Source organism: Micromonospora sp. NPDC023956 (assembly GCF_040639195.1).
Lineage (GTDB): Bacteria > Actinomycetota > Actinomycetes > Mycobacteriales > Micromonosporaceae > Micromonospora.
In genome coordinates, this window is sequence record NZ_JBEZZN010000027.1 from 1 (window position 1) to 15011 (window position 15011).

10 protein-coding genes are annotated in these 15011 nt (G+C 70.9%); 1 reads left to right on the top strand and 9 read right to left on the bottom strand.

Going from position 1 to position 15011, the window contains the following annotated elements:
- Positions 1-133 precede the first annotated feature (133 nt).
- The 8 genes from AB0F58_RS29080 to AB0F58_RS29115 form a co-directional block, all read right to left on the bottom strand.
- Positions 134-1036: a hypothetical protein gene (locus tag AB0F58_RS29080; RefSeq protein ID WP_357149774.1), complete on the bottom strand. Its 903-nt coding sequence runs from the start codon at positions 1034-1036 to the stop codon at positions 134-136.
- Between the two features lie 59 nt (positions 1037-1095).
- The gene (locus AB0F58_RS29085) at positions 1096-4989 is read right to left on the bottom strand and encodes an SGNH/GDSL hydrolase family protein (RefSeq protein ID WP_357149777.1); all 3894 of its coding nucleotides are present in this window, start codon (positions 4987-4989) and stop codon (positions 1096-1098) included.
- 254 nt (positions 4990-5243) lie between these two features.
- Positions 5244-6524, bottom strand: coding sequence for an ABC transporter permease (locus AB0F58_RS29090; RefSeq protein ID WP_357149780.1), 1281 nt, complete (start codon positions 6522-6524; stop codon positions 5244-5246).
- Positions 6525-6592: 68 nt separating this feature from the next.
- Positions 6593-7936 (bottom strand): ABC transporter permease, encoded by a 1344-nt coding sequence (locus AB0F58_RS29095; RefSeq protein ID WP_357149783.1) that lies wholly within the window; start codon positions 7934-7936, stop codon positions 6593-6595.
- Positions 7933-9552, bottom strand: a complete 1620-nt coding sequence (locus tag AB0F58_RS29100; protein WP_357149836.1) for an ABC transporter ATP-binding protein — start codon at positions 9550-9552, stop codon at positions 7933-7935. Before AB0F58_RS29100 ends, AB0F58_RS29095 begins: the two co-directional genes overlap by 4 nt.
- A gap of 135 nt (positions 9553-9687) precedes the next feature.
- Entirely contained in the window at positions 9688-10752 is a 1065-nt protein-coding gene (locus AB0F58_RS29105) for a BMP family ABC transporter substrate-binding protein (protein WP_357149839.1), read from the bottom strand.
- 277 nt (positions 10753-11029) lie between these two features.
- The gene (locus AB0F58_RS29110; RefSeq protein ID WP_357149786.1) at positions 11030-11371 is read right to left on the bottom strand and encodes a hypothetical protein; all 342 of its coding nucleotides are present in this window, start codon (positions 11369-11371) and stop codon (positions 11030-11032) included.
- A gap of 54 nt (positions 11372-11425) precedes the next feature.
- Positions 11426-12433, bottom strand: a complete 1008-nt coding sequence (locus AB0F58_RS29115) for a hypothetical protein (protein WP_357149789.1) — start codon at positions 12431-12433, stop codon at positions 11426-11428.
- A 101-nt stretch (positions 12434-12534) separates the two neighbouring features.
- Between AB0F58_RS29115 and AB0F58_RS29120 the strand changes: the two genes are divergently transcribed.
- On the top strand, positions 12535-13128 hold the full coding sequence (locus tag AB0F58_RS29120) for a TetR/AcrR family transcriptional regulator (RefSeq protein ID WP_357149792.1): 594 nt from the start codon (positions 12535-12537) through the stop codon (positions 13126-13128).
- Between the two features lie 16 nt (positions 13129-13144).
- Here AB0F58_RS29120 and AB0F58_RS29125 read toward each other — a convergent pair whose 3' ends face one another.
- Entirely contained in the window at positions 13145-14962 is a 1818-nt protein-coding gene (locus AB0F58_RS29125; RefSeq protein ID WP_357149796.1) for a glycoside hydrolase family 13 protein, read from the bottom strand.
- Positions 14963-15011: the final 49 nt, after the last annotated feature.

The window sequence follows — 15011 nt, forward strand, 5'->3', positions numbered from 1 at the left end:
GCCGCCTCCGCCGCCCGGCCCCCCCCCGGCTTTTAGTGCCCGCCCCACCCCGGGGCCGTGCCTCGTTCGCGTTCCGTCCCGGTACCGGGACCATCCGCGGTCGCGGTTCCGGGTCGGCTCGTCCCGTCCGGCGCTACCCGACGCTCAGCTCGGCCAGGCGGCCCGCCGACACCTCGGTCAGCGTGGCGGCCGCCGTCGCGGTGTCGGTGGGCGGCACGTCCGTGCCGGGGCTGACGAGGACCAACGCGTCGCCACGGCGCACCAGATGCACCTCGCCGCCGGCCTCCGCACGGGTCCAGTGGTCGGGGCCGACCTGCCGGCAGGGCAGCGGCGTCGACGGTTGCGGGCTCTCCCGCCGCAGCACGACGGCGGCGGTGGTGGGACCGCAGCGCTGCGGGGGCGCGAAGTCCGCCGGCAGGGGAAGCACGTGCACGCTGATCCATTGGCGCTGCCGGGTCAGGGTCACCGACAGCACCCGGTCGGACAGGTCGGCGTCGGCGAACCCCACCCGGTAGCCGGGCACCGTGGGGACCAGCAGGGGAAGGCCCACCCGGGCGAACGCGGCGCTCCGGTCGTCGCGCCGGGTTTCCCGGCGTAAGGGCTCGAAGGCGGCCAGCGGGGCCAGCAGCAGAAGGGCCAGTCCGACCTGGAGGGGCACCGGCCAGCGGGCGGTGACCACGAGGGTCCCCACACCGAAACCGACGGCGGCGAGCAGCGCCGCCAGCCAGGGGGAGGGTGGCAGCCAGCGCGGCTCGGTGGCCTGCTGGAGCAGGACCGCTCCAGCGGTGGTGAGGGCGCCGAGTACCGCCGCGGGCAGCGCCCGCCGGGCGTCGGTGGCCCGCAGGGCGAGCCACACGACGGCGGGCACCACCGCGGGACCCACGATCAGGATCGGCACCGGGTAGCCGAAGCAGGCACCGATGGTGTCGGGCACGCAGTTCGCGTGGGTGTCCGCCTGGTCACGCCAGAGCGCGGCGAGCACGGCGGCCCCCACGGCACCGATCACGGCGGCCACCGGCGCGTGGAGCTTCGCCATCGTCACCCTCCCCCGGAACCGGGGCCGGTCCACGACGGTGGCCGGCCCCGGGACGATCGCTACCAGTTGTAGTTGTAGGTACTCATGTAGTTGTTCACGATACTGGCGAACGCCTGGCTACCCGCCTGGTTGGGATGGAAGGACTCCATACTCAACGCCTGTTTCGGGTCACCGTCGTCGTCGGTCGTCACGTCCCCGGCCACCGGACCGTTGATGTAGAAGTTGCTGCCGCAGATGGTGTGGCCGGCGAACGTTCCCCGGGAGTCCATTCCGTGCACCCGGATCGCCGCGTTCGAGGGCAGTGCCTCGGTCACCAGCATGTCGGACATCTGGTTGAGGAAAATCGTCTCGTTCCAGGAGAATCCCACTGTCGTCCCCGGCAGGACCAGGCCGAACTCGCAGTTGTTCTCGAACAGGTGCGGATAACCCATCACGAAGATCCTGGCGTTCGGCGCGCGCACCCTGATGTGTTGGATGACCGCCTGGAGAGACTGCTTCACGTCGACCTGGATGAGGTTCTGCTGTACCTGGTGGAGTGGGGCACTGTCGCCCTCCATCTGGTAGTTCGCCGCACTGCAGTCGGGTGCGGCCGCGCAGGCCGTGGCGACCTTGGTGAACCGTGCGTCGTTACCGCCGATCGAGAACATCACCGCCGTGGTGTTCGCGTTGAGCGAGCCCTGGTCGATCTGGCTGATCTCGCCGTACTGGCCCTTGATGTCGTTGCCATGCCATTTGGTGCCGCTGACCAGGCTCGGACTCAGCAGGTTGTGCGTCCGCGCCCCGCTACAGGCGATGAACTGGGCGTCGATGTCCGGATGGTGCGAGGCGGCGAGCGAGGCGACGTTGGCCGGCGCACCGGGGATGGTCGCCTGCTGGGACCAGGCGCGGGAACTCCGCCGGCACGAGTTCCTCTGCATCTCGCCCTCGTCGCCGTACTGGTCGCTGACGGACGTGTAGCCGCCGGCCCCCTCGCCGGAGGAGAACGAGTCGCCGAGTGCCACCACGAAGTGCCGCGGCTTGCTCGGCAGCGCCTGCACCGCGAGCGCGTCCCAGGCGACGTCCTGGACACCGACGCCGTCCAGGGTGAAGTTGCTCAGTTCGACCTTCGGTGTCCCGGACCCGGTGAAGTCGAAGACCCCGAGGTTGACCCACTTGTTCTCTTCCCACTGGGTGGGGACGGTCCGGTGTTCGGTGCTGCCGTTGGGCCGGTGGATGACGTACCTGGCCTGCCGGGTGTGGGCACCGTGGTCCGGCATGTGCGCCCAGACCCGGGTCCAGGCGTTCGTCGGGTTGATGGTCCACGTACCGGTGGTCCGGTAGGTCGGTCTCTCGTCCTGCTTGTACGTGTGGCTGAACCAGAAGTGGCCACCGAACCCGGCACCGATCTGGTGGAGGTCCACCTTGCCCGGGTTGACCACGTCCCCGTCCGGCTGGGTGTGGTTGGCGAAGTTCAGCGCGAACGTCCCGCCCCGGGTGAAGGTGGGTGTGCAACCCTCCGCGCCCAACGGCACGGTGGTGGTGATGTTGTCGATGATCTTCACCCCGGACGGGGGCAGGCCGGACACCTTGCAGGTGCCGTCCGAGTTGACCGGGGTGGGATGGATGTTGTCCCCGGTCTGGGCGTAGGGTCGCGGCTCGACCGTGGTGTACTTCCGGTTCTCCTTGCCGCAGTTCACCAGGCAGTCCGTCCAGGTGATCGCCCCGTGCCACCAGCACTTCAGGTCGTCGCGCTGGCAGGCGCCCGCCTTCGTGGTCGGGTAGTCGCCCGGAACCTTCGGCGGCAGGGTCTCGTCACAGTCGTTGACCTGCGGCTCGCAGAAGGTGTAGAGGCTCGCCTTGGCGACGTCCGGGTTCCGGCTGACCGCCGTCACGTAGGTCGGGCTGAACGTCTCCAGCTTGTAGTTGTAGCGGACGAGCGAGGTGTAGGCGAAGCCGATCACCCGCTCCGGGTACGACCAGTGGTTCGGGTGCTTCGCGTTGTCGTACCCGATGTCGTCGTCGACGATCTTGTTACCGTTCGAGTCGTACACGTCCAGCGGTTCGGTGAGGAAGCGCTTGCGGTCCGCCGGATAGTCGGTGTTGGCCGGGTTGTTGGCCCACCCCACGCCCCACGGCGCGGAGGGGTTCTGCGGCGACTGGGAATAGAAGCCCGTGTTGTACGCCCAGACCGCGAACCACCAGTTCTCCAGGTACTGCGGGTCACCGTTGTTGGCGATCAGACCGGCGTTGCGGGTCTGGTTCCACTTGTCCTGGAGAATGCGCAGGCCCGCCGCCACGTTGGTGGCGTAGTCGGTGGCGACGGCCTTCTGCTTGGTGTAGTCCCAGACCACCCCGGCGACGGTCGTGCCGGTGTCGGCCACCCGCATGCCGGAGGTGACCTGTCCCGCCCCGTACCCGCAGTCCGGGTGCGGCAGTGCGTTCACGTTGAAGTTGATGTTGTTGAAGTCCGGGTTGGCCAGGTCGAGGCCGTAGTAGCCGAGACTGGTCAGCGGGTTGCCGGACGAGGCGTCCACCGCCTTGTAGCTGGCCTGCCAGAGGTTGGACTCCTGCGCCAGGATGCCCAGGAAGATCTGTGCGGGCACGTAGCCCCCGCCGGAGAGGGGCATCGACGGGAACATGCCCTGCGGGGAGTACGCCGGCATGCCGTTGTTGTTCCAGTTCGCCGGCCGTTGGAACGTCAACTGGTTCCGTACCGCCAGGTTGGCGGCCCACTCCATCTGCGGGACGGTCGGCTGGTACACCTGCAACGTCGGGTCGTTGCGACTCACCGCGCAGGCGCGGTCCGGATCGTGCGGGACATTGGGGTTCCCGACCGTGGTCGCCCGCGCGGCGGACCGACCGGACGGACCGGACGGTGCCGGGGCGGACTGTCGGGCCGCCGGTCGCCGTCCGGGCTCCGTCACGACCGGCTGCACGGAGAAGGTCAGTTTCGCGTCGTTCGCGGTCCGCCGGGCCTGGATGTGCACCCGGTCCGGGCGGTCACTGTTCGGCCGTTCCGCGATGGTGCCGGCCGCCTCGCGTCCGGTGCTGGCCCGCTGCACGACGAGCGCACCGGTGGTGGAGACGTCCGCGTCCGGCAGCCCGTCCACCGCCCGCCAGCTACCGGGTAGCCGACCTGCGGTGACGCGCTCCGCGCGACCGCCGACGGCGAAGACCCGCCCGCCCGCTCCCGGCCGGAGCTTGATCTGCCCCTGCGGCGCCGACCCGTGGTCGGAGACCCGGCCCGCGGCGAACCGTTTGAACTCGGTACGCCCGTCGCGGACGATCTGGAACGCCACCGCGTCGGGTCCGTCGGCGAGCATCCGGAACGGGGTGCCCGGGGTCGTCGCCAGCCGGGTCAGCCTTCCGCCGGCACCGATCCGGACCACGTTGTTGCCCTTCGCGCCGACCACGGTGTTCCCCACCGGCAGCGCCGAGGACACCTGACCGGCCGCGCGTACCGCCGCGACCGCGCGGGTCGGCCGGGACGCGTCGACGGTGCCGAGCCAGGTGTGTGCCGCCTCGCCCGCCGTGCGCGGCTGCTCCAGGCGGGAGATGACGGCCTTCTCACCGGCCCCGCATCCGGGGTTGTGGTAGGCCAGTGACACCCGTTCGGCCAGCTTGGTCACCGCGCCGGTCTTCAGGTCCACCACCGCGGCGAACCCGCCGCGCTGCATGAGCAGCTCGCGGTTGGTGAAGGTGCGCGGGGCGTACACCACGACCGCCCGGCGGCCGGACCCGGTGACACAGGCCTGGCCGATCCACTGGTCGGTGTCGAACCCGGGCTCGGCGAGGGTCGCCGCGGTCCGCCAGGAGTACGCCTGCGCCTCGTCCGCTACCAGCAGGTGCAGGCCCAGCGCGTCACCGGTCGTGGTGACCACCCGGTCCCTCGAGGTGCGCCACCCCTTACCGAGCCGGGCGTCCGGCTCGGTGACCCGGTCGGGGGCGGGCCGGCTGGCGGGTCGTTCCGCCACGCGCGAGGCGGGCGGGGTCGTCCTCCCCGGCGGGGGTTTCGCCGTCGCGGCGGCCGGAAGGACCACCGCCACGGCGCAGGTCAGTGTTGTCAGTACGGTCAGGGGTCGTCTCATCCTCGCTCCAGGGCAGACGGGGGTGTCTGCACGGGAGCTTGGTCAGGGCGGCCATCACCGCCCCATCGTCACGCCATCCCCGAACGACAGGGCCGTCCCGACACGGTGTCGGGACGGCCCTCAGGACCGGACGGGGTGGGTCAGCCCTTGATGTACGGCTTGCCGTCGGCGGCCGGCGCGCGGACCTTACCGACCAGGCCGGCCACCGCCAGCATCGTGGCCAGGTACGGCAGCATGGCCAGGAACTCGCCCGGGATCACACTGTTGATCGCGCTCAGGTAGGTACCGAGCTGGTCGGCGAAGCCGAAGAAGAGGGAGGCGAGCAGCGCCCCGGTGGGACTCCACCGGCCGAAGATCAGCGCGGCCAGCGCGATGAAGCCCTTGCCTCCGATCATGTTCTTGCTGAACGAGTAGAGGGCCAGCGTGTAGGAGGCACCGCCGATTCCGGCGACCACCCCGGCCAACAGCACGTTGCGGTACCGCACCCGAAGCACCTGCACCCCGAGGGTGTCCGCGGCGGTGGGGTGCTCGCCGACGGCTCGGGTCCGCAGGCCCCACCGGGTACGGAACAGCCCGAACTGCACCACCAGCACCAGGATCAGCGCCAGGTAGAGGAAGAAGTTGCCTTCGAACAGCGCCGGGCCGATCACCGGGATGTCGGAGAGCAGCGGGATCGACCAGGTCTTGGCCTGCGGCGGCTGGTTGTAGGTCGGCGCGTCCGGCTGCATCAGCCGTTCGTAGATGAACCCGGTCAGGCCGACCGCCAACAGGTTGAGCACGATCCCCATCACCACCTGGTCGACCAGGTAACGGATGGTGAAGACGGCCAGCAGCAGCGAGATGAAGGCACCGCCCAGCGCGGCGGCGAACAGACCCACCCAGAGGCTGCCGGAGAGGGTGCCGAACAGGGCGCCCGCGAACGCGCCCATCAGCAGTTGGCCCTCGATCGCCACGTTCACCACGCCGGAGCGTTCACAGAGCACCCCGGCGAGCGACCCGAAGATCAGCGGCAGGGCCAGCAGGAAGGTGTTCCGGACGATGTTCACCATCGGCATGAAGTTCTGCCCCGCTGGCGCGGCCGAGACCTGCCAGCAGAGGAACGAGAACACGAAACCGAGCACGCCGACGGCGAGCAGCAGCCGGAACCAGCCAGCGGCGACACCGGACAGCAGCGCCACCCCGGCCGCCACCGAGACCAGCCCGAAGACGATTGCGCCAAGAGTGCCGTTGATCTTCAACGCGGCGCCGGCCGCGTCCTCGCTGAGGGTGAACCGGGCCTGCTCCCCGGTGGCCAGTGCTCCGAAGAGCACGGTCGCCAGGACCCCGAACGCCACCAGTCCGAGGCCGACCTTACGGTCCCGGGTCCAGAACCCACGATGCACGGGGGCGACCGCGACATCCCCGACAGTCATCGTCGACATCTACCCATCTCCGTTCGCAACTGCGGAGTCCACGCGCCCTGCTCGTCGGTCCCTCGTGCCCACCACGGCTACCAGCCCTTCGCGAGGCTGGTCTGGAGGCGGGCGGCCCGTGCGGCGCGGAGCTGGAAGATCGCCTTCACCAGTGCCGGTGCGGCGATGAAGATGACAATCAGCGCCTGTAGCACGGTGACCAGTTCCAGTGAGATCCCGGAGTACGACTGCATCCGGTTGCCGCCGGCCTGCAGCGCGCCGAACAGCAGCGCGGCCAGGGCGACCCCCCAGGGGGTGACCCGGCCCAGCAGGGCGACCAGGATGCCGTCGAAGCCGATCTGGGCCACCACGAGCGGAGTGAGCGAGTTCGCCGTGGAGCCGACCACCATGTTCGCCCCGCCGAGCCCGGCCAGCCCACCGGCGATCACCATGAGCAGCACGTACGTGCGGGTCACGCTGATCCCGGCGGTCCGGGCGGCGTCCGGGTTGGCGCCGACGGCACGCAGTTCGAACCCGAAGGTCGAGCGGTTGAGCAGCCAGGCGACCGCCCCGGTGACCACGACGGCCAGCAGGATGCCGGCGTGCACCCGCAGATCGCCGCCGAGCAACCGGGGCAGTTGGGCCGACGGGTCGACTGCGCGGCTGATCGCGTCGGACCGGTCGGGCGCGTGCACGCCGTTCTGCATGATCACCCAGGACAGCAGGTAAAACGCGACGTAGTTGAGCATGATCGTGTTGATCACCTCGTGGGCGCCGGTCCGTGCCTTGAGGAAGCCCGGGACGAACCCCCAGATCGCGCCGCCGAGCGCACCGGCGGCCACCGCCACGACCAGGTGCACCACCGGCGGCAGCGGCAGCAGGAAGCCGGCCAGCGCGGCCAGGATCACACCGAGGGTCGCCTGCCCCTGCGCGCCGATGTTGAACAGCCCACCCCGGAACGCCAGGGCCACCGACAGGCCGGTGAAGACCAGCGGCGTGGTGTAGGTGAGCGTCTCGGAGATCGGCGCGAGCACCGGCTGCCAGCCGCCGGAGCCGTCGATCCACGCGGAGACCGCGGCGGGGTCGACCACCGCGCCCTTGAACAGGTTGGCGTACGCCTCGCTGACCACGGCCCAACTGGAGCCGAGCGCGTCGCCCGGACGGGCGGTGAAGTAGCCGTAGGCGGCCAGCACCTCCGGGTCGGAGATGATGATCAGGATGGCGCCGATCACCATCGCCAACAGGATGGCCAGCACGGTGACCGTGTAGGTGTTGGCCGCCCAGAGGTTGTGCAGGAACCGGCTGCCCAGCGAGCCGTGCCCGTCACCGGCGCCGTCCGGCGCCTTCGTCCCGGCCGGGGTACGGGTGTCCGGGTCGGCGACCGCCGCCTGACCCGCCCGTTTCTTGACCGGCGGGGCCGTCCCGCCGCCGAGCTCGCTCATCGTGGTGCCTCGATTACTGAAAGGGGGTCGGGAGTCGTGGGTGTGGCCGCCTCGCCGGTGATACCGGCCATCAACAGACCGATTTCCTCACGCGGGGTGTCCGGAGAGACGATCCCGAGGATCCGGCCCCGGTACATCACCGCGATCCGGTCGGCCAGGCCGATCACCTCGTCCAGCTCGCTGGAGACCAGCAGCACCGCCGTTCCCACGTCCCGCTCGTGCACGATGCGCCGGTGGATGAACTCGATCGAGCCGACATCCACCCCCCGGGTGGGTTGCGCGGCCACGAAGAGCTTCAGCGGGCGGGACAGTTCCCGCGCCACGATCACCTTCTGCTGGTTACCGCCGGAGAGATTGCCCACCGCGGCTTCGGCGCTGGGCGTACGGATGTCGAACTGGCTGATCCGCTCGGCGGCCGACTCGGCGATCGCGTCCGGCTTCAGCGCCAGCCCGTTGCTGAACGGCGGCCGGTGGTAGATGTCGAGAACGAGGTTCTCCGCGACCGAGAACTCCTTGACCACGCCGTCGACACTGCGGTCCTCCGGCACGTAGCCGACCCCGGCGCCGAGCACCTGTTTGGTCGACCAGCCGTCGATCCGCTCCCCGGCCAGGGCCACCGAACCGGCGAGCGCCGGCCGCAGCCCCATGATCGCCTCGATCAGCTCGGTCTGGCCGTTGCCCTGTACGCCGGCGATACCGAGCACCTCACCGGCGCGGACGGTCAGGTCCACTCCGTCCACCGCCCGGACCTGCCGTTCGTCGTCGACGACCAGGCCGCTCACCTCGAGCACCGGCGCGCCGGGCTGGGCCGGGGTCTTGTCGACGGTGAGTTGGACGTGGCGCCCGACCATCAGTGCGGCGAGTTCGTCCCGGCTCGCCTCCGGTGAGGCGGTGCCGACGGTCCGGCCCCGGCGGATCACCGTGATCCGGTCGGCGATGGCCTTGACCTCACCGAGCTTGTGGGTGATGAAGACGATCGACTTGCCGGCCGCCTTGAGCGACCGCATGACCGTGAGCAGTTCCTCGGTCTCCTGCGGGGTGAGCACCGCGGTCGGCTCGTCCAGGATGAGCAGGTCGACCTCTCGGGTCAGCGCCTTGACGATCTCGACCCGCTGCTGGACGCCGACCGGCAGGTCCTCGATCACCGCGTCCGAATCGACCCGCAGGTGGTAGCGCTCCGAGACCTCGACCACCTGACGTCGGGCGCGCCGCTGGTCGAGGAAGCCGGCGATGCCGCCGCGTACCTGCTCGGCGCCGAGCATCACGTTCTCGGTGACGGTGAAGACGGGCACCAGCATGAAGTGCTGGTGCACCATGCCGATGCCGGCCGCGATGGCGTCGCTCGGCCCCTTCAGCCGCAACGGCTCACCGTCGACCAGGATCTCGCCCTCGTCCGGCTGGTAGAGGCCGTAGAGCACGTTCATCAGGGTCGACTTACCGGCGCCGTTCTCGCCGAGCAGCGCGTGGATTTCGCCGGGCTCCACCGTCAGGTCGATGTGGTCGTTGGCGACCAGATCACCGAACCGCTTGGTGATGCCACGCAGTTCGAGTCTCAGCGGAACCTCCCGAGTCCGAGCGATGGTGCAGCCTAGCCGCCGGCAGGCCCGGCGAGGAATGGGTTCGTCGATCCGCAGCGGTGTCGCCGCAGGCGTTCCGAGCTGGCTCGGAACGCCTGCGGCGACCGCGTGCTCATCCCGCGATGACGGCCGGCCACCGGATCGGCGGTCGCGCCGCCGACGGCCGGTCCGGGGTCACTTCGGCTGGGCCGCGGAGGTGACGGTCACGGTGCCGGCGACGATGTCGGCCTTGAGCTTGTCGATCTCGGTCTTCAGCTCGGCCGGGACCTTGCTGTCGAACTCGTGGTACGAGGCGAGGCCGACACCGTTGTTCTGCAGGGTGCCGAGGAAGCCCTTGGCCTGCTCCAGCTTCTCGCCGTCGGCGGCGCGGGTCACCGCGTCGGTCACCGCGTCCTTGACGTTCTTGATCACGGTGGTGACGATGGCCGCGCAGTGCGGGGTGCTCTCGCAGCCGTCGCTGTCCACCCAGATCGTCGAGAACTTGCCGCCGGAGGCCAGCGCCGCGGCGGTGGTGCCCACGCCGGCGCCACCGGCGGCCGGCATGATGATGTCCGCGCCCTGGGCGACCAGGGTGTCGCCGACCTTCTTGCCCTCGTCCTGCTTGACGAAGTCGTTGGTGAACGAGCCGTTCTGGGTGGCCTTGTTCCAGCCGAGCGCCTGGACGTTCTTGCCCTTGACCTTGTTGTAGTGGGCGACCCCGTCGACGAAGCCGTCCATGAAGATGGTCACCGGCGGGATCTTCATGCCGCCGTAGGTGCCCACCTTGCCGGTCTTGGTCATGCCCGCCGCAACGTAGCCGGCCAGGAAGGCGGCCTGGGCGGTGTCGAACTGCATGGGGAAGACGTTGGTCTCCGGCAGCTTCGCGTCCACGATGCCGAACTGCTGGTTCGGGTTCGCCTTGGCGACCGCCGTGGTGGCGTCGGCCATCAGGCCACCGACGGCCAGGATGAAGTTGCACTTCTGGTTCACGTACTGGGTCAGGTTCGGCACGTAGTCGGCCTCGGCCTTGGACGCCACGTACTTGACCTCGATGTTGCTGTTCTTGGCCTCGGCGGCCTTCAGGCCCGCCCAGGCCGAGGTGTTGAACGACTTGTCGTCGATACCGCCGACGTCGGTCACCATGCAGGCGGTGTACTTCTCGCCACCGTCGCCGGCACCGTTGTTCTCCTCCGGAGCCTCACCGCACGCGGCGGCACCGAGTACCAGCCCACCGGCCGCAAGGGCCGAGACGACCCGCATCCCACGCACAGAGCGCAAGACGACTCCCTCCCCATCGCCACCGCGCTACGACGGTGACAGTCATCAAGCCGGCCTGCGCCTTGCCGCCGGCGTCTCACGTTACGGACGCGAAGCGTAGCCGCACGCCCTCCCGCCAGCCGACAATCGTGCAGGACTGTTGGGCGGCTGTTACCGCTACGTAACCGTGTCGTGCGGCAGGTCACTCGCCGGGTTCACGGCAACGCGCTGGGCCGCTGTCGGACGCCGTCTTCCAACGGGCGCCCGACCGCACCGGGCGTCACCGCCAGAAGACCGCCACCGCCGCGTTGACCAGGGTCAACCCGACGATTGCCAGGAAGTGCCCCCGGTTGACCGCGTCCCGCTTCCGGGAGAAGAAAACCATGACGAAGATGAGCAGCGCGAGCACCAACTTGGTAACAAGCTTCGCCGGCGCCGGTTCGTCACCGTCCCGCAACGGGGCGGAGAGGCCCAGCCCGGTCACCAGTTGGATGATCGATCCCCAGAGCATCGCAGGATTGATCCTGATCTTCCCGGAGACGAGCTGGGCGATGCTGCCGCCGAGCAGCAGCGCGAACCCGATCAGGTGGACATAGAGCAGTACGAGCCGGATAGCTTCCACGCCGTACATCCTCCCCCATCAACGACACGCCGTAGTAGGGGGTCCCGGGCGGGGTCAGCCGCTGACCGCCACCGGCCTGTCGACGCGACGTGCGGGGCCGGGCAGCGTCCGGGCGGCGTCCGCCGGAGCCCGGCGGCCGACCAGGGTCAGACCGACTCCGATCACCGCGTAGCCGACCAGCACGGCGAGCGCGTGACCGGCACCGGCACCGTCGAAGAACGCGGCCGAGCGGAGCAGGCTGCTCCCGGCACCGGCCGGCAGCCACTGCCCGACCGCGCCCCACGGCTGCGGCAGCAGTTCAGGCGCGGCACTGACCGCCGAGAGCGGGTTGCCGACCAGGAACACCAGCAGCGCGCCGAGTCCGATCCCGGCGGGGCCGAGCAGCGCGCTCAGGCCGGCGACGGTGGCCGACGCGGCCAGCGCAAACAACCCCATGGCCCCCGCCTCGGCGAGCGGGTTGCCGTCGAGGACCCCCAGCCAGCCGTGCAGCACGAGCACGCCGCCCGTCCCGGCCAGCACCCCGTAGGCGAGCAGACCGACCAGCCGGGCGACGCGACCGGCGACCAGCAGGGCGAGCGCCGCACCGGCGATCAGGCTGGTCAGTGTGAGCGGCAGGAACCCGGCGGCCAGGCCGGTGCCGCGCGGGTCGTCCGGGTCGGTGGGGACCACCTCCACCACGGACACCGGTCGGCCGCCGGCCAGGCCGCCGACGGCCTCGGTGAGCAGTGCGGCGGCCGTGGGGCTGGCTCCGGGCGCGGTGTGCAGCGCCAGCCCGTCCGGACCGACGACCAGGGCGGCGTACGCCTCGCGGTCGCGCAGGGCCTCGTCGGCGGCTGCCGCGTCCGGGCGGGTGGTGACCGCGAACCCGCCGGGCCGGGCGGCGGCCAGTCGGTCGACCAGGTCGTCCACGGCGGGCGCCGGGCCGGCGACGACGACCGGCAGGTCACGCGGGGCCAGGTTCGCCGCCGGCGCCGCGAACAGGGGTACGAGCAACGCCTGCACGCCGACCACCAGGGCGGCGACCAGCAGGGCGAGCATCAGGGGCGACCGGGCACGGGCCATCTCCCGCTCCTTCCAAAACGAACGCTCATTCTATTTAGACCCGAGAATCCCTTCTCCGCGATGGAAAATCAAGAACGAACGTTCGCTCTACAATTCGTGCCGTGCCCCGCGTCTCGGAGGAACACCTTGCCGCCCGTCGCCAGCAGATCCTCGACGCGGCCCGGCGCTGCTTCCTGCGCAACGGCTTCCACCAGACCACGATGCAGGACGTGATCGCCGAGGCGGGGCTCTCGGTGGGCGCGGTCTACCGCTACTTCCGCAGCAAGAACGACCTGATCGCGGCGATCGCCGAGTCGGTCGTCGGCGGCGCCGGCCGGATCTTCGCCGAGCTGGCCGAGGTGGAACCGCCGCTGCCGGTGATCGAGGTGCTGGACCGGGCGCTGGACTACGTCGACACCCACACCGGCGCCGACGGCCAGCTCCGGATCGCCCTCCAGGTGTGGGCGGAGTCGCTGCGTGACCCGGCGCTGGCCGAGTTGGTCGCGTCGAAGTACACCGGCGTCCGGGGGCACCTCGCGGTGGTCGTCCAGCGTGCCCAGCGCAGCGGCGAACTGCCTCCCGACGCCGACGTGGAGGGCGTCGCCGCCGCGCTGTTCAGCACGATCCTCGGGTACCTGATGCAGCGGATCCTCACCGGTCGTCCGGACCGGGCGACCTACCTCGCCGGCGTCCGGGCCCTCCTCGCCGGGGCCTGACCACGGCGGGCCAGCCTCAGGCGAACCGCCAGCCCTGGAAGGTGGGGCCGTCGCCGGGGAGGGTGACCGTACCGTCGGCGGCCGGGCGCAGGGCCGGCGCGCCGCCGTACACGTTCTCGGCGGGCGGCAGGCCGGTGAGACGGACCGGGCTGCCGGGCGCGCGGCGGGCCAGCACCAGGACGGTGCCCTCGACCGCCTCCCGGGCGAACACCAGGGTGTCGGCGTCGGCGTACAGCCAGCGCAGGCCGCCGTGGCGCAGCGCCGGCTCGGTCCGGCGCAGCGCGATCAACGCCCGGTACGTCTCGAACGTCCGGCTGTCCCACGTCTCCGGCCGGTGCCAGGGCATCGGGGTACGCGACCCCTCCCCGTTGGTCCCGGTCAGTCCCAGTTCGTCCCCGGCGAAGACCATCGGGGTGCCGGGCATGGTGGCGAGCAGCCCGGCGGCGACCTCCTGCCGGGCCGCGTCCCCGACCACGGTGCGGATCCGGGCCGAGTCGTGCGAGCCGAGCAGCTGCCACGAGTGGGTGTACGACCGCCAGGAGACCAGCGACCGGTAGGTGTTCATGGTGGCCAGCACCGCGTCCGCGTCCCGCCGGACGACCCCGCCCGGGGTGCCGAGGAAGTTCGGCACCGGGTCGTCCCCGGCGCGCAGCCAGCTCCACACCGGGTCGGTGAAGCCGACGTAGTTCATCGTCCCGTGCCAGCCGTTCCGGTCCAGGTCGCCGGTGTGGTCGTGACCGTGTTCGGCCATCACCAGGGCGTCCGGGCGGGTGTCGGTGGCCACCGCCCGCAGCAGCGCCGCCACCTCGTAGGTGTACGCGTCAGCGCCCCGCCGGCCGGTCATGTTCGCCACGTCCACCCGCCAGCCGTCCAGCCCGTACGGCGGGCGCAGCCAGCGGCGCAGCAGCGAGTCCGGGTCGGTGGCGAACCGGCGGCGCAGCTCGGCGCTGCCCCAGTTCAGCTTCGGCAGCGACCGGACCCCGTTCCAGGACTCGTAGTCGCCGTCCGCGTCGAAGTAGTACAGCTCCCGCTCGGGGGCGTGCGGGTCGGCGCGGGCGCTGGTGAACCACTCGTGCCCCTCGCCGGTGTGGTTGCTGGTGATGTCGCCGAGCAGCCGCCAGCCCCGGGCGTGCACCGCGTCGGCGAGCCGGGCCAGGGCGGCGTCCCCGCCGAGCAGCGGGTCGACGTGGTCAAAGCTGGCCGCGTCGTACCGGTGGTTGGAGCGGGCCGGGAAGACCGGGGTGAGGTAGACGGTGTTGACCCCGAGCCGGTCCAGGTGGTCCAGGTGCGCGGTGATCCCGTCCAGGTCGCCGCCGTAGAGCTGGTAGGGGGTCTCCGGACCGCGCCCGACGACCGGGGTGTCCCAGTCACAGGGGATCGCCCAGTCGGGGGCCGGCCGCGAGGCCGCCGCCGCCGAACGGGCGAACCGGTCCGGGAAGATCTGGTAGATCACCGCGTCCCGGGCCCAGGCCGGCGGCGGGTCGTGGGCGACCAGCCGGAAGTCGGCGTTGTCGGGCACGTCGTGGTCGACCGGCCCGGCGGCGTTGAGCCACCGGCGGCCACGTCGGCCGGTCAGCATGAAGCGGTAGTTGGTGACCGGGTTGCGCACCTCCACCCGGGCCCGCCACCAGACGGTGTCGCCGTCGGTGCAGTCGACGGTGGCCTCGGCGAACCGCGGCTCGCCGTCCGGGGTGGTACGCACGTGCACCTGCCGGATGTCGGCGCCGGCCGGCACCCGGACGAGGACCGGGACGGTGTCACCGATCTCCGGCGCCTGCTCGGGCACGTAGCGGGCGGATCCGTCGTGGTGCGGGGCGGGACGGTACGTGGACATGCTCGGCCCTTTCCGGGTCGGGTACGGGGAAGAGGCGAACTGCCCGCCG